This is a genomic window from Blastococcus sp. SYSU DS0619 (assembly GCF_054051035.1).
Genome location: NZ_JBJHAM010000004.1, coordinates 211074 through 229973 on the forward strand (window position 1 = coordinate 211074; position 18900 = coordinate 229973).

Consider the following 18900-nt stretch of genomic DNA (forward strand, 5'->3'; position numbering starts at 1 on the left):
CCGACGGTAGCCTTCGGGCCGTGACGACGGTGACCAGGGCGTACGTCTCCCGGCTCGCCGGGCTGACCGTCTTCGACCCCAACGGCGACCGGGTCGGGAAGGTCCGCGACGTCGTCGTCGGCCTCCGCGTGGGGACCGCGTGCCCCCGGGTGCTGGGCGTGGTCGTGGAGGTGGTCGCCCGGCGCCGGATCTTCGTGCCGATGGGCCGGGTCACCGCCCTGGACCCGGGCGCGGTGATGCTGAACTCGGGCACCCTCAACCTCAAGCGGTTCGAGCAGCGGGCCGGCGAGACGCTGGTGCTGGGCGAGCTGCTGGACCGGCAGGTCCGGATCAACGAGTCCGGCCGCCCCGCCCACGTGGTGGACGCCGCGATGGAGCAGACCCGCACCGGTGACTGGCTGCTCTCGCGGCTCGCCGTCCAGGAGCCCGGCCGGCTCGGCCGCCGCGGGCAGCTGCACCAGCTCGCCTGGGACGAGGTGACCGGGCTGGCGCTGCCGCAGACCGGGCAGGGCGCGGAGACGCTGATCGCCACCTACCGCGAGCTGAACGCCGCGGACATGGCGCACGCGCTGCAGGAGCTGCCGATCAAGCGCCGGCACGAGGTGGCCGAGGCCATGGACGACGAGCGGCTGGCCGACGTCCTCGGCGAGCTGCCCGAGGCCGAGCAGATCACCATCCTCGGCACCCTGGACGAGGGCCGGGCGGCCGACGTGCTCGAGGAGATGGACCCCGACGACGCCGCGGACCTGCTGTCGGAGCTGCACGACGTCGACCGGGACCGGCTGCTGGAGCTCATGGAGCCCGACGAGGCCGAGTCGGTGCGGCAGCTGCTCAAGTACTCGGAGGACACCGCCGGCGGGATGATGACCAGCGAGCCGGTGATCCTCGCCCCGGACGCGACGATCGCCGAAGCCCTGGCGCGGGTGCGCCAGGAGGAGATCACGCCGTCGCTGGCCAGCCAGGTCTACGTCTGCCGCCCGCCGTCGGCGACGCCGACCGGCCGCTACCTCGGGCTGGCGCACATCCAGCGCCTCCTGCGCGAGCCCCCGTCGACGCTGGTCAGCGGGGTGCTCGACGACCTCGAGCCGCTGAAGCCGGAGGCCCCGCTGGCCGAGGTCACCCACTACTTCGCCACCTACAACCTGGTGGCCGCACCGGTGGTGGACGCGCAGGGCCGGCTGGTCGGTGCGGTCAGCGTCGACGACGTGCTGGACCACCTGCTGCCCGAGGACTGGCGGGAGCGGGCCCGCCGTGGCTGACGGCCCCCGGCTCGACGTCCCCAGCGGTGGCGCACGGCGGTTCGGCAGCTTCCTGCGGCTCAACCCGGACGCCGTCGGGCAGTTCGCCGAGGGCATCGCGCGCTTCCTGGGCACCGGCCGGTTCCTGGCCGTGCAGACGATCCTGGTCGTCGTCTGGATCGCGCTCAACGTCTTCGCCGTGCGGCTGCGCTGGGACCCCTACCCGTTCATCCTGCTCAACCTGGCGTTCTCGACGCAGGCCGCCTACGCCGCCCCGCTGATCCTCCTGGCGCAGAACCGCCAGGCCGACCGGGACCGGGTGCAGGCCGAGGAGGACCGCGCGCGGGCCGCGTCGACCCGCGCGGACACCGAGTACCTCGCCCGCGAGCTCGCCTCGGTGCGGGTCGCGGTCGGTGAGCTGGCCACGCGTGACTTCATCCGCAGCGAGCTGAACCGGCTGGTGCCCGAGGACGGCGACGACGACGGCGGCGAGCGCAAGAAGAAGGGCAAGAAGCGCCGGGAGCAGGCCGACCCGGTGGCCTGACGCGGCGGGTCAGATGATCCCGGTGTCGTAGAGCAGCCGGTTCACCAGCTCCTGCGCCAGCCAGGCCATCGGCAGCAGCAGCCCGAGCGCCCAGAGGCGGGTGCTCCGGTGCCGCGGCAGGGCCAGCACGACCACGAGGGCGACGACGACCTCCACCACCGCCTGGACCGGGTGCAGCACCACGTCGCTGCCGGTCCACTCCAGCCAGAGCCCCCGGACCGCGCCGTTCACCAGGGCCGTGCCCGCGGCCAGGGCGAGCACGGCACCGGCCGCCGGACCGGGTCGGCAGCTGGCCCACCACGTCGCCGCGGCGAAGACGGCCACCGCCGTGGCGGAGAGCAGCAGCCAGGCGAGGACCAGCTCCGGCTCGTAGCCGAACCCCAGCACGACCACCGCCCAGCCGTAGTAGGCGGCGGTCATCGCGGCGAAGAAGACGGCCGCGCGGAGAGCGGCGGCGCCCACGCGGGGCGCGGACCGGCCGATCAGCGCCACCACCAGCACCCAGGCGGCGGGGTAGGTGCCCAGGTCGCCGGCCCACTGCCAGCCCGACTCGTCCCCCGCCTTGGCCGCGATCCCGGCGAGCACGCCCAGCAGCGCGAACCCGGCCGGCCGGAGCAGGCCGCCCGCTCCGGGTCCCGGACGGGCGGGCGTGGGGGTTTCGTCGCGCACCTCGGTCACGCCGCGATGGTGGCCGATCAGCCACGACGGCGGTGGCTGCGGCGCGCGGCGGTACCGGTCAGCCGGTGAGGACGTGCACGAGCGCGCCGGCCGCCCCGGCGAGGACGAGCACCAGGATGAACGGCGCCCGCAGGGCCAGGGCGAGCGCCGCGACGGCGAGCCCGGCCAGCCGGCCGTCGACCACGACGTCGTCGCCGCTGGTCAGCCCCTGCACGACGACGAGCGCTGCCAGCAGCGCCGCCGGCACGAAGTCGACGACCCGCGCGACCCAGGGCTGCTCCACCCACGCCGCGGGCACCGACAGCCCGGCCAGCTTGAGCAGGTAGCAGCCGACGGAGGCGACGAGCACCGCCGTCCAGGTGCTGCTCACGAGGCCACCGCCCGCCGCGGCCGGCCGGCCAGGGCGACCGCCACCACCGCGGCGACCACCTGCACCCCCGGCGGGACGAAGGGGGTGAGCGCCAGCGCGACCACCGCGCCGCCGAGCGCCACCCGGCGCTGCACGGCGGGCTCGGGGAAGGCGCGGCCCAGCCGCGGCCAGAGCAGGGCGAGGAACGCGGCCGGGACGACGGCGTCCAGCGCCGCCCGCGCCGTACCGCCCAGCGCCGCCGCACCCAGCGCACCGACGACGGTCGTCGCGTTCCAGGTCAGGTAGAGCGTCGCCCCGCCCACCAGGAACGCCAGCCCGGCGAGCGCACGGTCGGGGGCCGCCAGCGACAACGCCGTCGTCTCGTCGATGACCCAGTGCGCCGTCCCCGCACGACGGAGCGGGCCCCGCGGGCGCAGCAGCGGCACCAGCCGCACGCCGTAGACGGTGTTGCGGGTGCCGAGCAGCAGCGCGCTGCTGACGGCGGCCAGCGCGCTGCCACCGGCGCCCAGCACGCCGATGAGTGCGAACTGGGACGCCCCGGTGAACATGACGGCCGAGAGCACCAGCGCCTGCCAGACGTCGAGCCCGGCGGCGTCTGCGGCCGCACCGAACGCCACCCCGTAGAGGCCGACGGCGAGGCCCAGCCCGACGGCGTCGCGCAGCGTGCGGGTGCGGGCGGGATCGGACACGTCCGCCGAGGTTAGGCGTCGCTCCCGGAGCTCACGGAGCCTCCCCGGGACGTGCCCGCCGGCGGCGCACCGTGCGGTCGGGGACGCCCGGCGCCCCCTCCGGCGCCGGTCGTGCGCCCGCGCACGGGACCGGCCTGAGCAGCAGATCACCCCCGCGCCCGGCGGAGCGCCGTGGGAGCCGCCGTACAGTGGCTGGAGACCCGTGGAGGCAAGCGCCGAGGCCCGGAGGCCGTTCCGGGTACCCCGTCGAAGGAGACACACATCCCGATGTCCGACACCCTGACCGGCCAGCCGGCGCTCGATGCAATCAACGCCGCCCTGGCCACCGTGCAGGACCCGGAGATCAACCGCCCGCTCCCCGAGCTGGGCATGATCAAGGACGTGCGGATCGGGCCGGACGGCTCGGTCGCCGTCGAGGTCTACCTCACCGTCGCCGGCTGCCCCATGCGCGAGACGATCACCAACCGGGTCACCCAGGCCGTCTCGGCCGTCCCCGGCGTGACCTCGGTGCAGGTCGCCCTCGACGTGATGAGCGACGAGCAGCGCAGCGAGCTGCGCAAGACCGTCCGCGGGTCCGACGCCGCCGAGCCGGTGATCCCCTTCGCGCAGCCGGGGTCGCTGACCCGTGTCTACGCGGTCGCCTCCGGCAAGGGCGGCGTCGGCAAGTCCAGCGTCACGGTCAACCTCGCCGCGTCCCTGGCCAAGCGCGGGCTGGCGGTCGGCGTCGTGGACGCCGACATCTACGGCCACTCGGTGCCCCGCATGCTGGGCGTCGACGACAAGCCCACCCAGGTCGACAACATGATCATGCCGCCGCAGTCGATGGGCGTGAAGGTCATCTCGATCGGCATGTTCACCCCCGGCAACACCCCGGTCGTGTGGCGCGGGCCGATGCTGCACCGCGCGCTGCAGCAGTTCCTCGCCGACGTGTGGTGGGGCGACCTCGACGTCCTGCTGCTGGACCTCCCCCCGGGCACCGGTGACGTCGCCATCTCGATCGCGCAGCTGCTGCCCAACGCCGAGATCCTCGTCGTCACCACGCCGCAGCTGGCCGCCGCCGAGGTGGCCGAGCGGGCCGGCGCGATCGCGACCCAGACCCACCAGCAGGTGGTCGGCGTCATCGAGAACATGAGCTGGATGGACCTGCCCGACGGCTCCCGGGTCGAGGTGTTCGGCTCCGGCGGCGGTCAGACCGTCTCCGACGCCCTCACCCGGACGCTCGGTGCGCGGGTGCCGCTGCTCGGCCAGATCCCGCTGGACACCCGGCTCCGCGAGGCCGGCGACGCGGGTGCGCCGATCGTGCTCGCCGACCCCGACTCCCCCGCCGCGCAGGCCCTGGAGAAGATCGCCGACGGGCTCGCCGTCCGGCAGCGCGGCCTGTCCGGCATGTCCCTGGGCCTCACGCCGGTCAAGCACTGAGCTGACCGGCTCCCTCTGGGGGTGTTCCTCCCGCTTCCCGGGTCCTGCAGGGCCCTGGGAGCGGGAGGAACACCCCCAGAGTCGTCGGCGGCTACGTGGCGTCGATGTCGAAGGGGGGCGGGACGGCGCGGTCGCGCGCCTGGGCGGCCACCACCGTCGCCGCCGTCGCGCCCGCGGCCCCGGTCCGGCGCACCGGGACGTCCTCGTCGTCGCCCATCAGCTGGGAGCGGATGAAGGTCCTGGGGTGGTACTTGCGCAGGTCCAGATCCCGCAGGTCCGAGAACTCGTCGCCCAGCGAGTCGTTGACCTGCTCGCGCACCCCGGTGATGGCCGAGCGCATCTTCTTCAGCCCGGACGCGGCCTCCTTGGCCAGGTCGGGCAGGCGCTCGGGACCGAAGATGAACAGCGCCGCGAGCGCCAGGACGGCGATCTCGCCCCAGCCGATCGAGTCGAACACCGTCGCTCCCGTCTGGCCGACCGCCCGCGCGGTCGCCGGCACCAGCCTAGGCCGGAAGTCCCCGTTCGGTCGCCCCCCTGTTCAGGCGGTGCCGAGCGTCACCTCGACCGTGCGGGAGCTGCCCCCGCGCACCAGTTCGAGGGTGACCTGGTCACCCGGCTCGCGGGCGTCGATCGCCACGGCGAGCTCCTCCGAGCTGCCGACCGGCGTGTCGTCGACCGCGATGATGACGTCCTCCTCGCGGATGCCCGCCTGCGCCGCGGGGCTGCCCGGCTCCACGTTGAGCACCAGGGCGCCGTCGCGGGTGCCGTCGGTGACCGACCGGGCGTTGACCCCGAGGGAGGCGTGCACGGCGGTGCCGGTCGAGATCAGCTGGTCGGCGATCCGGGTCACCGTGTCGATCGGGATGGCGAAGCCGAGGCCGATCGAGCCGCCGGCCCCGGTGGAGGCGATGGCGGTGTTGATGCCGACGAGCGCCCCGCTCGCGTCCACCAGCGCGCCGCCGGAGTTGCCCGGGTTGATCGGGGCGTCGGTCTGCACGGCGCTGATGACGGCGTTGGTGTCGGTGCCCTCGCCCGAGAGGCGCACCGGGCGGTCCAGCGCGCTGACGATCCCGCTGGTGACCGTGCCGGCCAGCCCCAGCGGCGAGCCGATGGCCACCACCGGGTCGCCGACGACGACGTCGCCGGAGCGGCCGAGCGACGCCGTCACCAGGCCCGGCTTCTCCACCTTGATGACCGCGAGGTCGCTGGCCGGGTCGCGGCCGACGATGCGCGCGGCGGAGCCGCTGCCGTCGGAGAAGACCGCCCGGATCTCCGCGCCCTCGACCTCGTCGGCGCCGGAGATGACGTGGTTGTTGGTGACGATGTAGCCGTTCTCGCCGTCGACCACCACGCCGGAGCCGGTCGCGCCGGCCTGGCCGACGCGCACCTCGATCGAGACGACCGCCGGGATGACCGCGTCGGCGATGTCGGACACCGAGCCCGGTTCGCGGGTGATGCCCGGGTCGACCTGCGAGAGCGTCGTGCCGGGGGTGAACAGCGGCGTCTCGTCGGCGGTGCGGGTCAGGTACCAGCCGGTGCCGCCGCCCACCAGCCCGACGACCAGCAGGGCGAGCACGGCGAGGGTGGCCAGGCGCACCGAGACGTCGCGCAGCCGGACCTTGCGGCGGCCCTGGGCGTCGACGAGGACCGGGCCCGGCTGGCTGTCCTCGTCGTAGACGGCCGGGGCACCCAGGCCGGCGGGCGACGCCGGGTCGCGCCAGGGATCGCTGCGCGCGTCGGCCTTCCACCACGGTCCGGTGGCGGTCCGGCGCGCGCCCGGGCGGCCGCCGGGCGGGTCCTGCAGGCCACCGCGGCCGGGAGCGGGCGGGCCGAAGGCGCGCAGCAGGGCCTCCGGCGGGGGCGGCGGCACCGGGCGCGGCGGCGCCGCGGGACGGCTCCCGGCGAAGCTGCCCGACACGCGCTCGGGCCGGCCGAACGCTCCGGCCTGCGCGGGAGTGGGCTGCGGTGCGGGAACGGCGCGGGGGGTCAACCGCTGCGCCGCGCTCTCGTCGAACGCGCCGGACTGCCCGTCGGGCCGGGCGAAGACCGCGTCGTCGGCGGGGACGCCCGCCGGGTCGTCCCGGGAGTCGCTCAGGGGGTACCGCCCGGGAAGCCGGTGCCCGAGGAGGTGTCGACGGTGACGGTCCGCAGGACCGGTGGCGCGACCTCGGTGTGCTGGTCGGGGCGGGCGGTGTCGGCGCCCGGCACGCGGTCGGGATCGGCAGGGAGGGTGAGCGCCAGCGCGGTCACGCCCGCACCCAGGCCCACGAGCGCCCCGGCCACCCCGCGGCGGAACCAGGGCCCGCCGAAGGGACCGCGCCGGTGCGCGCCCTCGGTGAGGTCGAGCGACCAGGCGCCGGAGCTCCCGGAGACGGTGAGCTCGCCCGGAGCAGCGCTCATCGACCCGGTGCCCTCACCGGAGCCCGGGACGTCGGCGGTGAAGGGGATCGCGCAGAGCCGGGACATGAGGTCGCCCGGCACCGCGACGTCCGCGGAGCCGTGCAGGGCCTCCTTGGCCTCCCGCTGGGCGGCCACCGCCATGCGGCACGTCGCGCAGCCGGCGAGGTGCCGCGCCGCCCGGCCGGCGGGCCCGGCGGTCAGCTCACCGTCGACGAGCGCGGCGATCGCCTCCTGCGCGAGGTGGCTCTCCGGGATGCTCACGCCACGACCTCCCCGGGAGTGCCCGCGCGACGCGGGGCCAGGTGCGCCAGCGCCTCCCGCAGCTGCACCCGGCCGCGGTGGATGCGGCTGCGGACCGTGCCCAGCTTGATGCCGAGCGTCGCGGCGATCTCCTCGTAGGTGAGGCCCTCGATGTCGCAGAGGACCACGGCCACCCGGAACTCCGGGGAGAGCGCGTCCAGCGCGGCCTGCACCTGCGGGTCCAGGTGGGTGTCGGCGTAGACCTGCTCCGGGCTCGGGGCCCGGCCGGGCAGCCGCTCGGTGTCCTCGGGCAGCGCGTCGAAACGGATCCGCTGCCGGCGGCGGACCATGTCCAGGAACAGGTTCGTGGTGATCCGGTGCAGCCAGCCCTCGAAGGTGCCCGGCGAGTAGTCGGCCAACGACCGGAACACCCGGACGAAGGTCTCCTGCGTCAGGTCCTCGGCGTCCTGCGGGTTGCCGGAGAGCCGGTAGGCCAGCCGGTACACGCGGGCGGAGTGGTCGCGCACGACCTGCTCCCAGGTGGGGGCCACCCAGGCGTCGGGCTCCGCGCCCGGACCGGAGGGCTGCGGTGCGGTGGCCTCGGACACGCCTCCAGGATCGCAGACGGGGGCGGTCAGGACGTCCCCGGCGTCAGCGGGTCGGGCGGACACGGCTCGCTTCAGGCGCACGAAGGGTTCAACGGACGACCGGCACATCCGTGTTCCCGCGCACCGCGGCTCCCAGGAGACGCACAGGTACGGCCCAGGACGCGGCGGTCGGGGTGGTCGGGCCGGGGGCCACTACCCTCGGCCGGTGATGAGCGCCGAGGAACCGCCGCACGGGCGCGGCACAGACCAGGGCGCCGCCTACGCCGACCGCTACGCCGCGGAGTCGCCCGAGATGGCGGCCGCGCGGCACCGCGCGCACGTCCTGTCGGGAGCGGTCCCGGTCGAGCCGCCCGTGGGCGCCACCCTCGCCGTCCTGGCCGCCACGTCCGGCGCCCGCTCGGTCGTCTCCATCGGCAGCGGGGGCGGCCTCGCGGCGCTCTGGCTGCTGCGCGGCATGCGGCCCGACGGCGTCCTCACGGCGCTGGACGCCGATCCCGAGCAGCTCCGGGCGGCACGCCTGGCGCTCGCCGAGGCCAAGGTGCCCGCCAGCCGGGTGCGGCTGATCTTCGGCACCCCCGGCGAGGTGCTCCCCCGGCTCTCGCCCGGGGGCTACGACATGGTCTGCTGCGCCGGCCCGCCCCGTGAGTACTCCGAGCACCTGCCCGCGCTGCTGTCCCTGGTGCGGGTCGGCGGCACGCTCACCTGCCACGGGCTGCTCGAGGGCGGTCGCATCGCCGAGCGCACGGCCCGCGACCCGCAGACGGTGGCCTGGCGCGAGATCGCCCGGACGATCCGGGACGACGAGAGCCTGCTCCCGGCCGTGCTCCCGATCGGTAGCGGGCTGCTGGTCGCCACCAAGCGGGTCTGACCCGCTCCGGGACGCCCTCAGCAGGCGGGGCCGGACGAACGACGGTCCTCGCCGACCACTACCCGGTCACGACCTCCACGGGGAGCACGCCCTGGCCCACCTCGATGCGTGCCGGCCCCGCAGGGACGCCCTCGGGGATGCGCACCGTCGTCTCGATGCGGGCCTGGGCATCCGCGTCGACGGCGCCCAGGGGGTAGCGCTGCCCGGTCGGGCCCTCGAGGACGAGGCTGATCGGCACGTCCCGTGCCGGAGCGGCGGGGTCTCCCCCTGTGTCGTTGCATCCTGCGCGCACGTGCTCCGCCGTGAGGCCGAGGTCGGAGCCGGGGCTCACGGTGGCCGCGGACACCGTGATGGCCGGGCCCGCGCACCCGCCGCCACCGGTGCTCGTGCCGGAGCCGCACCCCGCGAGGGGGACGAGCGCCACGAGGCACGGGGCCGCCCAGCGCGAGGTCACGACCCGACCGTAGGGCGCGGACAGGTACCGCCGCAGCCGGCGAGCGGACCGGATCAGAGGTAGGCGCGGGTGCCCTTGCCGAGGACGGTGATCCCGCCGGCGCTGACGTGGTAGCGCTCGCGGTCGAGCTCCGGGTCGTAGCCGATCCGCGCCCCGGCGGGCACGACCGCGTTCTTGTCCAGGATGGCCCGCCGGACGTGCGCACCCTCACCGATGTAGGCGCCGTCCAGGACGACGCTGTCCTCGACCCGGGCGCCCCGCTCGACGCGGACCCCGGGCGAGATGACCGAGCCGCGCACCGCGCCGCCGCCGATGATCGCGCCGGCGCTGACCATCGACTCCTCGGCGCGGCCGCCGAGCACGAACTTCGCCGGCGGGCGCTGCGGCGGCAGCGTGTAGATCGGCCACCGCTCGTTGTAGAGGTTGAACACCGGCGTCACCGAGACGAGGTCCATGTGCGCGTCGTAGTAGGAGTCGATCGTCCCGACGTCACGCCAGTAGCCGTGGTCCCGCTCGGTCGCCCCCGGGATCACGTTGGTGGAGAAGTCGTAGACCCACGCCTCCCCCGCCTCCGCCAGCATCGGCATGATCGAGCCGCCCATGTCGTGCACCGAGTCCGGGTCCTCGGCGTCGGTGCGCAGCGCCTCGAGCAGGGCGTCGGTGCTGAAGACGTAGTTGCCCATGGAGGCGAAGCTCTCCTCGGGCGAGTCCGGCAGGCCGGGCGGGTCGGCCGGCTTCTCCAGGAAGCCCCGCACCTTCCCCGCGGCGTCTGAGTCGATGACGCCGAACTCGGTCGCCTCGCGGCGCGGCACCCGCAGCCCGGCGATGGTGACGCCGGCGCCGGTGTCCAGGTGCTGCTGGATCATCTGCGCCGGGTCCATGCGGTAGACGTGGTCGGCGCCGAAGACGACGACGATCTCGGGCCGCTCGTCGTAGATCAGGTTGAGGCTCTGGAAGATCGCGTCGGCGCTGCCGGTGTACCAGCGCGGGCCGAGGCGCTGCTGCGCCGGCACGGGCGTGACGTAGTTGCCGAGCAGGCTCGACATCCGCCAGGTCTGGGTGATGTGCCGGTCGAGGCTGTGGCTCTTGTACTGGGTCAGGACGGCGATCTGCCGCACGTCGCCGTTGACCAGGTTCGAGAGCACGAAGTCGATGAGCCGGTGGTTGCCCCCGAAGGGGACCGCCGGCTTCGCACGGTCCCGGGTGAGCGGAGCCAGCCGCTTCCCCTCACCGCCCGCCAGGACGATGCCGAGTACCCGTGGACCGCCGCGCATGGGAGGCACCGTAACCGCTGCCGGGGACGGCGGCGCCATCCGTCCTCCGGGACCGCCCCCCTAGGGTGACAGCGTGCGCATCGGGATCGTCACGCGTGAGTGGCCGCCGGACGTCTACGGCGGCGCGGGGGTGCACGTCGAGCACCTGGTGGCGGCGCTCCGCGCGCTGCCTCCCGGGCCGGGCGGCCCGCTGGAGCTCGACGTCCACTGCTTCGGCGGCGCGCGCGCCGACGCGACCGGGCACACCGTGCCGGCGGGGCTGCGCGAGGCCAACGGCGCGCTGCAGGCCCTGGGGGTCGACGTCGAGATCGCCGCCGCCCTCGCCGGTGCCGACCTGGTGCACAGCCACACCTGGTACGCCAACACCGCCGGCCTGCTGGCCGCCCTCGTGCACGGGGCACCGCACGTGATCACCGCGCACTCCCTGGAACCACGCCGCCCGTGGAAGGCCGAGCAGCTCGGCGGCGGCTACCGGCTGTCCTCCTGGGCCGAGCGCACCGCCTACCTGGCCGCCGACGCCGTCGTCGCGGTGAGCGCGGGCATGCGCGACGACGTACTCGCCGTCTACCCCGAGCTCGACCCCGCCCGCGTGCACGTCGTGCACAACGGCGTCGACGCCGAGGCCTACCGCCCGGTGGCCGAGCCGGAGACCGTCCGCGCGCTGGGCGTCGACCCCGACCGTCCCTACGCGCTGTTCGTCGGCCGGATCACCCGCCAGAAGGGGCTGGCGCACCTGCTCGCGGCGGCCGACCAGCTGCCCGCCGACGCCGGTCTGGTGCTCTGCGCGGGCGCCGCGGACACCCCCGCGGAGCGGCAGCAGGTCGCTGACGCCGTCGCCGCCCTCCAGGCCCGCCGCGACGGCGTCGTCTGGATCGAGGCGATGCTGCCGCGCGAGCAGCTGGTGCCGCTGATCACCGGCGCCACCGTCTTCGTGTGCCCGTCGGTCTACGAGCCGCTGGGCATCGTCAACCTCGAGGCCGCGGCCTGCGGCACCGCCGTCGTCGCCAGCGCGGTGGGCGGCATCCCCGAGGTGGTCGACGACGGCCGCACCGGCCTGCTGGTGCCCTACGAGGAGGCGGACCCCGCCGGGTTCGCCGCGGGCCTGGCCGCCCGGATGGGCGAGCTGCTGGCCGATCCGCAGCGCGCCGCCGCCATGGGCGCGGCGGGGCGGGAGCGGGTCGTCGCGGAGTTCGGCTGGGCCGCGATCGCCCGCCAGACCGTCGACGTCTACGCGGGGGTGCTCGCCGCCCGCGGGTGACCGTCCGGCGACGGGAACCGCCGGGGCCGGGCCCCCACATTGGGGGCACCGACGTCCCCACCCCTCGGCTGTCCACCGGCCGGCGGAACACCCGAGACTGTGCGCGGTCACCGCTCCCTCGGAGGGGCTCCGGGACCCGATCGCCCCAGGAGGAGGACCGCATGCCGACCCCCATCCACTCCCCGCCCGGTCGCTGAGCCCGCGGAGCCGGCCCCCTCACGCGCCGGCGGACCCGGACGACGCGCCGAATGCCGTCCGTCCACGGTTGGCGCTCCGCCGGTCGGGGCAGCACAGTCCGGCCGGCTCCCTCCCACCGCCGCACCGCGCCGGAACCACCGGTGCACGCGGCCGTCACCTCAGGACAGGGGTGCACGTGATCCGCCTGCTGATCGCCGACGACCACACGGGCGTCCGGCTGGCGCTCGAGGACCTGTTCGGGTCCACCACCGACATCTCGGTCGTGGCTGCGTGCTCGGACGGGGACGAGGTGCTGCCCGCGGCCCGGTCCACCCGTCCGCACGTCGCGCTGCTCGACCACGTCATGCCGCGCATGACCGGGCTGCAGGCCGCCGCGCAGCTGCGGGAGGAGTGCCCCGAGGTCCGGGTGGTGCTGCTCACCGGCACCGTCGGTTCCAGCCTGATGGCGGAGGCGAGGGCCCTCGGCGCAGCCGGCTTCCTCGCCAAGGGCGAGGACTCCGACGCGCTCCCCCACCACATCCGCACCGTCGCCGACGGAGGCAGCGCCTGGCCGGAGCCGGCGACGGCCAGCGGGCCCGTCTGACCGGACAGCTGCCACGACCGAGCGTTACGGGCACGGTCACCCAGCGCGAGGGCGCAACGATCGGACGCCGCAGCTGCCGGGGACCAAGGTCCCAACAGGCGCCGTCGCGGTACCACGGGGAACTGCGCCAACCGCATACTCCCCGCACCACCGGCCCCTCGGGGGGCCACGGCAGCTGGGAGTCGACCGTGCCGCTCACGACCCTGACCGATCGCCCTGCCCGCGTCGCCGCAGCGCGCGTCCTGGTCGTGGACGACCACCGCACCTTCGCCGAGCTCCTGGTCGTCGCCCTCCGCTCCGCCGGCATGGCACCCGTGGGCACGGCCACCTCCGCCGCGCAGGCGGTCGCCATGGCCCGCGATCTGCAGCCCGACATCGTGATCATGGACATCGAGATGCCCCGCCAGGACGGCCTCACGGCGACCCGCCAGATCCGGGAGGTCGCGCCGCGGACCGTCGTCGCCGTCGTCACCGGCCACTGCGACCCGACCTGGGTGGTCCGCGCGGCCCAGGCCGGCGCGTCGGCCTACATCCCGAAGAACGGCTCGCTGGACGAGATGATCGACGTGCTCTCGCGCGTGCGGCTCGGCCAGATGCTCGTCGCGCCGTCCGCCTTCACCGGCGGCGCGACGTCGGCCCCGGCCGCCCGCGCCGCCGCACCGCCGGTGCTCACCCGGCGGGAGCAGGAGGTGCTGGACTGCCTCGGCCGCGGCATGCAGGTCAAGGGGATCGCCCGCCTCCTGGGCATCACCGTCGAGACGTGCCGGGGCTACGTCAAGTCGCTGCACACCAAGCTCGGCGTCCGGTCCCAGCTGGAGGCCGTCATCAAGGCCCAGGAGGTCGGGCTCCTGCCGGCCTCGCGCGAGCGCTGAACCTGGGGGATGGCCGCTGCCGACCCGCGCCCGTGGTACCGACGTCTCCCCGGATCAGGCCACGGACGGGAACTGACCTACTTCGCCGGTGCGGGGGTACTGGCGCTGATCGCCGTGTCCACCGCCACCGTGCTGATCAGCGAGCGCATCGCCCGGTCGAACGCACTGGAGGAGGTGGAGCGGACGACGGTCCGGATCGCCGCCCTGGCGATCGGGCCGCTGGTGCCCGGCTACCTGAACGGGACGGTCGCCGACCGCTTCGAGTTCGAGCGGGCGGTCGCGAACCGCCTCCGGGACCCGTCGATCGAGTCCGTCGTCATCTGGGACGACCAGGGCCGGGTGGTGTACTCCAACCAGCGCCAGCTGATCGGTGAGCAGTTCCCCATCAGCGAGGAGCTGCGCAGCGCGCTGTCCGGCACCCTCGTCGCCGAGGTGGACGAGTCCCCCGAGACGTCCTACGAGGGGACGGCCGCCGGTCCGGCCCTGGAGGTGTACGCCCCCCTGTCGGGGAGCGGTCAGGACCTGGCGCTCGAGGTCTACTACGACCACACCGTGATCGAGCGCCAGGCCGCCCGGTTGCGCAGCGAGGTGCTGCCGATGGCGCTCGGCGGCCTGGTGCTGCTGCAGGCCATCCAGTTCCCCATCGCTGCCTCGCTGGCCAGACGGGTCCGGCGCAACGACGAGGAGCGCGCCGCCCTCGCCGCCGCCGCCCTCGAGTCCTCCGAGCGGGAGCGCCGGGCGATCGCCGCGGACCTGCACGACGGGCCGGTGCAGGACCTGGCGGGGGTCAGCTACGCGCTCAGCGCCCTGCGCAGCAGTGTCCCCGAGTCCCGGCAGGCGATGGTCGACCGGCTCGCGGGGGTGGTCCGGACCGCGGTGGCCTCGCTGCGCCGCGTGATGCTCGACGTCTACCCACCCGACCTGTCGGCGGACGGGCTGCCCCGTGCGCTGGACGACCTGGCGCTGCCGCTGCAGGAGCGGGGGCTGACGGTCGACGTGCGGACCGGGCCGCTCCCCCCGCTGGGCCCCCAGCAGGCCGCGACCCTCTACCGCACGGCCAAGGAGGCCCTGGCCAACGTGGCCCACCACGCGGGGGCCGAGCACGTCTGGGTGGCGCTCGAGGCGGAGGGGTCCGGGCGGCGGACGGTGGTCCGGCTCGAGGTGGCCGACGACGGGGTCGGCTTCCCGTCCTGCCACCAGCGCAGCCCCGACGGCCACCTGGGGCTGCAGCTCAGCCGCGACCGGGTCCTCGCGCTCGGCGGTCGGTTCGACACGGGTGACCGGCCGGGTGGTGGCGCTCGCGTCACGGCCCGGCTGCCGGTGGACCGCGAGGTGTGACGGGCGCCGGGGGCGGACCACCCACGTTGGGGGGAGCGGGATGCCCCAGGGTGCGGCTGCCCCGGTCGCGAGCGGCCCGGCACCGTCGGTGCCACCGCACGACGGGAGCGGCGGACAGGAGGGACCCATGGACACCCCCGGACCGCCGGTGCGGCCGTCGTGACGGGACGGCACGCGGCGCCGGGCACCAGGTCCCGGGCGCGCTCCCCCGTGTGGGGGCGGCTGGCGACCGGTGCCCTGGTCCTGCTCGTCCTCTCCGTGCTGGGCGTGCTCCCGCTCCAGCTGGTGCGGGTCGCGTCCGGCAGCATGGCGCCCACGCTGGACGACGGCGAACCCGTGCTGGTCCTTCGCTGGCCGGTGTCCGTGGACCGCTGGGACGTCGTGGTGGCCACCCCTCCCGGGCCGGACGCCGAGCCGGTGGTCAAGCGGGTCGTGGCGCTGGGCGGGGAGTCCGTCGCCGTCGAGGACGGCGTGCTCGTGGTCGACGGCCGGGCCGTCTGCGAGCCCTGGAGCGACCCCGCGCACCTCGACGGCGTCTGGTTCGGTCCGGTGCGGGTCCCCGACGGCTCCGTCTTCCTGCTCGGCGACGAGCGGGGCGGCTCGATCGACTCCCGCGTCTTCGGACCCGTCGGCGAGGACCGCGTCGCCGGGGTGGTCGTCGCCGGGGCGTGGCCGCTGCCGCACCCGCTGCCCACGTCACCCTGCTGATCCCGCCGCCCGGTCCGATCCGGCCGCCCGCCGCCCCGCCGCTGGTACCTTTCTGGCCGCCGGCGTCTGCCGGCGGTGCAGCCGCAGCGAAGTCCGGTGCGAACCCGGCGCTGTCCCGCAACTGTGACGGCCCTGAGCGGGCCGGAGCCAGATCGCCTGCCCTGCGCCGTGCAACCGACCCTCGCGGCAGGGGTCGCGCATCGGGCGTCGGGTCAGCTCGGGAGCGACGCCCGCCGCCTCCCCTGGAGGCTCTTCCTTGCTCGGCACCTCCTCCCCCGCGGCCCGGACGACCGGGCGCGCTCCGCGACGGTGCTCCCGCCCGGCCCTCGCCCTGCTGGCCGCCCCGCTCCTGGCGCTGACCGCCTGCGGCGGGTCCTCCGACGGCGGCGACGACACCGCGGCCACCAGCTCCGCCGGCGGCGACGCCTTCCCCGTCAGCGTCACCGCGGACAACGGCGAGGTCACCCTCGAGGAGCGCCCGGAGTCCATCGTCTCCCTGTCGCCCTCGGCCACCGAGATGCTCTTCGCCATCGGGGCCGGCGACCAGGTCGAGGCGGTCGACGACAACTCCGACTACCCGGCCGAGGCGCCGACCACGGAGCTGTCGGCGTTCACGCCGAACGCCGAGGCCGTCGCGGAGTACGACCCCGACCTGGTGGTGGTCAGCAACGACACGAACGGGATCGTGGACGCGCTCGAGACCCTCGACGTCCCGGTGCTGCTGCTCGAGGCCGCCGAGGACCTCGACGACACCTACGCCCAGATCGAGCTGCTCGGCGAGGCCACCGGCAACCCGGAGGAGGCCGCCGAGGTCGTCGCCGACGTGCAGGACCGGATCCAGGCCGCCGTCGACTCGGTGTCCACCGACGTCGCCGGCCAGCGGGTCTACCACGAGCTCGGCCCCGAGCTGTACTCCGCCGACAGCTCGACCTTCATCGGCAGCGTCTACAGCCTCTTCGGCCTGGAGAACATCGCCGACCAGGCTCCCGACGCCAGTGGCGGCTACCCGCAGCTGTCGGCCGAGTTCGTGGTCGACCAGGCGCCGGAGCTGATCGTGCTCGCCGACACGAAGTGCTGCGGCCAGAGCGCCGCGACGGTGGCCGACCGGCCCGCGTTCGCGAGCGTGCCGGCCGTGACCGAGGGCCGGATCGTCGAGGCCGACGACGACGTCGCGTCCCGGTGGGGGCCGCGCGTGGCCGACTTCGCCGAGACCGTCGCCGGGGCCCTCCAGGGCTGAGGCCCGGCCCCGGCATGAGCACCACCACCTCCGGTCCCCGGTCCGGCCGCACGGCGGCCGGACCGGGGACCGTGCGGTCCCGTCGGCCGGCCGCCGTGGTGTTCGGCGCCTCCGGGGCGGTGCTCGTGGCCGCCGTGCTGGCGGGGGTCTGGGTGGGCGCGGTGCCGCTGGCTCCCGGCGACGTCGTCGCCACCCTGCTCGACCGGGCCGTCGGCCCGCTGGGCGTGGACGTGCCCGGCGGGCTCGAGGGCACGCAGGCGTCCGTGCTGCTGCAGCTGCGCCTGCCGCGAGTGGTGCTCGCGGTCCTGGTCGGGGCGGCCCTGGCCGTCTCCGGCGCCGCGTACCAGGGCGTGTTCCGGAACCCGCTCGCCGACCCCTACCTCCTGGGGGCGGCCGCGGGGGCCGGCCTGGGCGCCACCCTGGTCATCGCCTACTCCCCCGTCCAGTCGATCGGCCCGGTGGGGATCGTCCCGCTCGCCGCGTTCGTGGGAGCGCTGGTCGGCGTCGGCTGCGCGCTGGCGCTGGGCACCGCGGCCGGTGGGTCGCACAGCCCCACCCTGCTCCTGGCCGGCATCGCGGTCGCCGCCTTCCTGGCCGCGGCGCAGACGCTGGTGCAGCAGCAGAACACCGACGACCTGCGGGAGATCTACGGCTGGATGATCGGCCAGCTCGGCAGCTCGCAGTGGTCCGACGTCGGGGTCGTGCTGCCCTATCTCGGGGTCGCCGGCGTCGTCCTGCTCTGCTGCGGCCGGGCCCTCGACGTGCTCGCCGTCGGCGACGACGAGGCGAGCGCGCTCGGGGTGCACCCGGGGCGGCTCCGGCTGCTGGTCATCCTCGCCGCCTCCCTGGCCACCGCCGCGGCGGTGGCGGTCAGCGGCCTCATCGGCTTCGTCGGCCTGGTCGTCCCGCACATCGTCCGCCGGCTCGCCGGCGGCTCGTACACCCGCGTCCTGCCGCTCTCGGTCCTGGTCGGCGGCGGTTTCCTGGTGCTGGCCGACCTGATCGCCCGGGTTCTCCTGGCCCCGGCCGAGCTCCCGATCGGCGTGGTCACCGCCTTCGTCGGTGCGCCCTTCTTCGCCGGCCTGCTGTGGACGGGGGCCCGGCGCCGATGACCGGGCAGCCCACCCCTCCCGGCGGCGCCCGGGTCGAGGTCCTCGACCTGAGCGCCGCCTACGGCCGCACCCAGGTGCTGGACTCGGTGCGGTTCACGGTCGAGGCCGGTGGCTGGCTGGCCGTCATCGGCCCGAACGGCTCGGGCAAGTCCACGCTGCTGCGCTCGGTCCTCGGGCTGCACCGCTCCCAGGGCCAGGTGCGGATCGACGGCGTGCCGACCACCGGCATGCCGCGGCGCGACCGTGCCCGCCTGCTGGCCTACGCCCCTCAGCTGCCGGTGCTCCCCGAGGGCATCACCACCCGCGACTACGTCACGCTCGGCCGCACCCCCCACCGGCCGTTGCTCGCCGCCCCCCGCCGGGTCGACCGGGAGATCGTCGCCGACGTCCTCCAGCGCCTGGACCTCGAGCCGCTGGCCGACCGGCTCGTGGTCACCCTGTCCGGCGGGGAGCAGCAGCGCGCCGTCCTGGCGCGGGCGCTGGCCCAGCAGCCGCGCGTGCTGCTGCTCGACGAGCCGACCGCCGCGCTCGACCTCGGCCACGCGCAGCAGGTGCTCGACCTGCTGGACCGGCTGCGCCGGCAGGACGGGCTCACGGTCGTGAGCACGCTGCACGACCTCACCCTGGCCGGCCAGTACGCCGACCGGCTGACCCTGCTGGCCGGCGGGCGGGTGGCCGCGGAGGGCAGCCCGGACGAGGTGCTCACCGCCGCCGCGCTGGCCGACCACTACGGCGCCCGCGCCCGCATCGTGCCGGGGCCGCACGGCCCGGCGATCCTGCCGCTGCGCTGATCGGCGATCCTCGATCGCCCT

Annotated in this window: 21 protein-coding genes; 12 read left to right on the forward strand and 9 right to left on the reverse strand. The window is 75.5% G+C overall.

From position 1 onward, the window contains the following. Positions 1-20 precede the first annotated feature (20 nt). Positions 21-1259, forward strand: coding sequence for a magnesium transporter MgtE N-terminal domain-containing protein (locus tag ACI79T_RS08015; RefSeq protein WP_456609516.1), 1239 nt, complete (start codon positions 21-23; stop codon positions 1257-1259). Beyond that, entirely contained in the window at positions 1252-1782 is a 531-nt protein-coding gene (locus tag ACI79T_RS08020; RefSeq protein WP_456609517.1) for a DUF1003 domain-containing protein, read from the forward strand. Before ACI79T_RS08015 ends, ACI79T_RS08020 begins: the two co-directional genes overlap by 8 nt. Positions 1783-1791: 9 nt before the next feature. On the opposite strand, the gene ACI79T_RS08025 is transcribed toward ACI79T_RS08020, so the two are convergent. The 3 genes from ACI79T_RS08025 to ACI79T_RS08035 are packed head-to-tail and all read right to left on the reverse strand — an operon-like array spanning position 1792 to position 3519. After that, positions 1792-2460 (reverse strand): DUF6518 family protein, encoded by a 669-nt coding sequence (locus ACI79T_RS08025; protein WP_456609518.1) that lies wholly within the window; start codon positions 2458-2460, stop codon positions 1792-1794. A 58-nt stretch (positions 2461-2518) separates the two neighbouring features. Continuing rightward, positions 2519-2830: an AzlD domain-containing protein gene (locus ACI79T_RS08030; RefSeq protein WP_456609519.1), complete on the reverse strand. Its 312-nt coding sequence runs from the start codon at positions 2828-2830 to the stop codon at positions 2519-2521. Beyond that, on the reverse strand, positions 2827-3519 hold the full coding sequence (locus ACI79T_RS08035) for an AzlC family ABC transporter permease (protein WP_456609520.1): 693 nt from the start codon (positions 3517-3519) through the stop codon (positions 2827-2829). Before ACI79T_RS08035 ends, ACI79T_RS08030 begins: the two co-directional genes overlap by 4 nt. Positions 3520-3786: 267 nt before the next feature. Here ACI79T_RS08035 and ACI79T_RS08040 point away from each other — a divergent pair, with 267 nt between their 5' ends. Continuing rightward, positions 3787-4938: an Mrp/NBP35 family ATP-binding protein gene (locus ACI79T_RS08040; RefSeq protein ID WP_456609521.1), complete on the forward strand. Its 1152-nt coding sequence runs from the start codon at positions 3787-3789 to the stop codon at positions 4936-4938. A gap of 91 nt (positions 4939-5029) precedes the next feature. Here the strand turns inward: ACI79T_RS08040 and ACI79T_RS08045 are convergent, their stop codons facing one another. The 4 genes from ACI79T_RS08045 to sigE all read right to left on the reverse strand — a co-directional run bounded on the left by ACI79T_RS08045 (position 5030) and on the right by sigE (position 8186). Further along, on the reverse strand, positions 5030-5395 hold the full coding sequence (locus ACI79T_RS08045; RefSeq protein WP_456609522.1) for a twin-arginine translocase TatA/TatE family subunit: 366 nt from the start codon (positions 5393-5395) through the stop codon (positions 5030-5032). A gap of 81 nt (positions 5396-5476) precedes the next feature. Then, a complete protein-coding gene (locus ACI79T_RS08050) occupies positions 5477-6928 on the reverse strand; it encodes a S1C family serine protease (protein WP_456609523.1) in 1452 nt (483 codons plus the stop codon). 101 nt (positions 6929-7029) lie between these two features. Continuing rightward, positions 7030-7599, reverse strand: coding sequence for an anti-sigma factor family protein (locus tag ACI79T_RS08055; RefSeq protein WP_456609524.1), 570 nt, complete (start codon positions 7597-7599; stop codon positions 7030-7032). Further along, complete coding sequence (gene sigE / locus ACI79T_RS08060; RefSeq protein WP_456609525.1) at positions 7596-8186, reverse strand: RNA polymerase sigma factor SigE; 591 nt, start codon at positions 8184-8186, stop codon at positions 7596-7598. Before sigE ends, ACI79T_RS08055 begins: the two co-directional genes overlap by 4 nt. Positions 8187-8394: 208 nt before the next feature. Between sigE and ACI79T_RS08065 the strand changes: the two genes are divergently transcribed. Beyond that, entirely contained in the window at positions 8395-9054 is a 660-nt protein-coding gene (locus tag ACI79T_RS08065) for an O-methyltransferase (protein WP_456609526.1), read from the forward strand. 58 nt (positions 9055-9112) lie between these two features. On the opposite strand, the gene ACI79T_RS08070 is transcribed toward ACI79T_RS08065, so the two are convergent. Together ACI79T_RS08070 and glgC are read right to left on the reverse strand one after the other, a co-directional pair. Next, positions 9113-9508, reverse strand: coding sequence for a hypothetical protein (locus tag ACI79T_RS08070; RefSeq protein WP_456609527.1), 396 nt, complete (start codon positions 9506-9508; stop codon positions 9113-9115). Positions 9509-9561: 53 nt separating this feature from the next. Next, positions 9562-10782 (reverse strand): glucose-1-phosphate adenylyltransferase, encoded by a 1221-nt coding sequence (gene glgC, locus ACI79T_RS08075; RefSeq protein ID WP_456609528.1) that lies wholly within the window; start codon positions 10780-10782, stop codon positions 9562-9564. A gap of 73 nt (positions 10783-10855) precedes the next feature. Here glgC and glgA point away from each other — a divergent pair, with 73 nt between their 5' ends. The 8 genes from glgA to ACI79T_RS08115 all read left to right on the forward strand — a co-directional run bounded on the left by glgA (position 10856) and on the right by ACI79T_RS08115 (position 18879). Beyond that, a complete protein-coding gene (gene glgA / locus ACI79T_RS08080) occupies positions 10856-12040 on the forward strand; it encodes a glycogen synthase (protein WP_456609529.1) in 1185 nt (394 codons plus the stop codon). Between the two features lie 373 nt (positions 12041-12413). Continuing rightward, positions 12414-12821 carry a response regulator gene (locus ACI79T_RS08085; protein ID WP_456609530.1) on the forward strand — a complete coding sequence of 136 codons (408 nt, stop codon included), beginning with the start codon at positions 12414-12416 and terminating at the stop codon, positions 12819-12821. Between the two features lie 188 nt (positions 12822-13009). Beyond that, positions 13010-13693, forward strand: a complete 684-nt coding sequence (locus ACI79T_RS08090) for a response regulator transcription factor (protein WP_456609531.1) — start codon at positions 13010-13012, stop codon at positions 13691-13693. Positions 13694-13807: 114 nt separating this feature from the next. Next, positions 13808-15031 (forward strand): sensor histidine kinase, encoded by a 1224-nt coding sequence (locus ACI79T_RS08095; RefSeq protein ID WP_456609532.1) that lies wholly within the window; start codon positions 13808-13810, stop codon positions 15029-15031. 159 nt (positions 15032-15190) lie between these two features. Next, a complete protein-coding gene (gene lepB / locus ACI79T_RS08100; protein ID WP_456609533.1) occupies positions 15191-15739 on the forward strand; it encodes a signal peptidase I in 549 nt (182 codons plus the stop codon). A 256-nt stretch (positions 15740-15995) separates the two neighbouring features. Continuing rightward, positions 15996-16976, forward strand: coding sequence for an ABC transporter substrate-binding protein (locus tag ACI79T_RS08105; protein WP_456609534.1), 981 nt, complete (start codon positions 15996-15998; stop codon positions 16974-16976). A 14-nt stretch (positions 16977-16990) separates the two neighbouring features. Further along, positions 16991-18088, forward strand: coding sequence for a FecCD family ABC transporter permease (locus ACI79T_RS08110; RefSeq protein WP_456609535.1), 1098 nt, complete (start codon positions 16991-16993; stop codon positions 18086-18088). Then, positions 18085-18879 carry an ABC transporter ATP-binding protein gene (locus ACI79T_RS08115; RefSeq protein ID WP_456609536.1) on the forward strand — a complete coding sequence of 265 codons (795 nt, stop codon included), beginning with the start codon at positions 18085-18087 and terminating at the stop codon, positions 18877-18879. The genes ACI79T_RS08110 and ACI79T_RS08115 overlap by 4 nt, the downstream gene beginning before the upstream one ends. Positions 18880-18900: the final 21 nt, after the last annotated feature.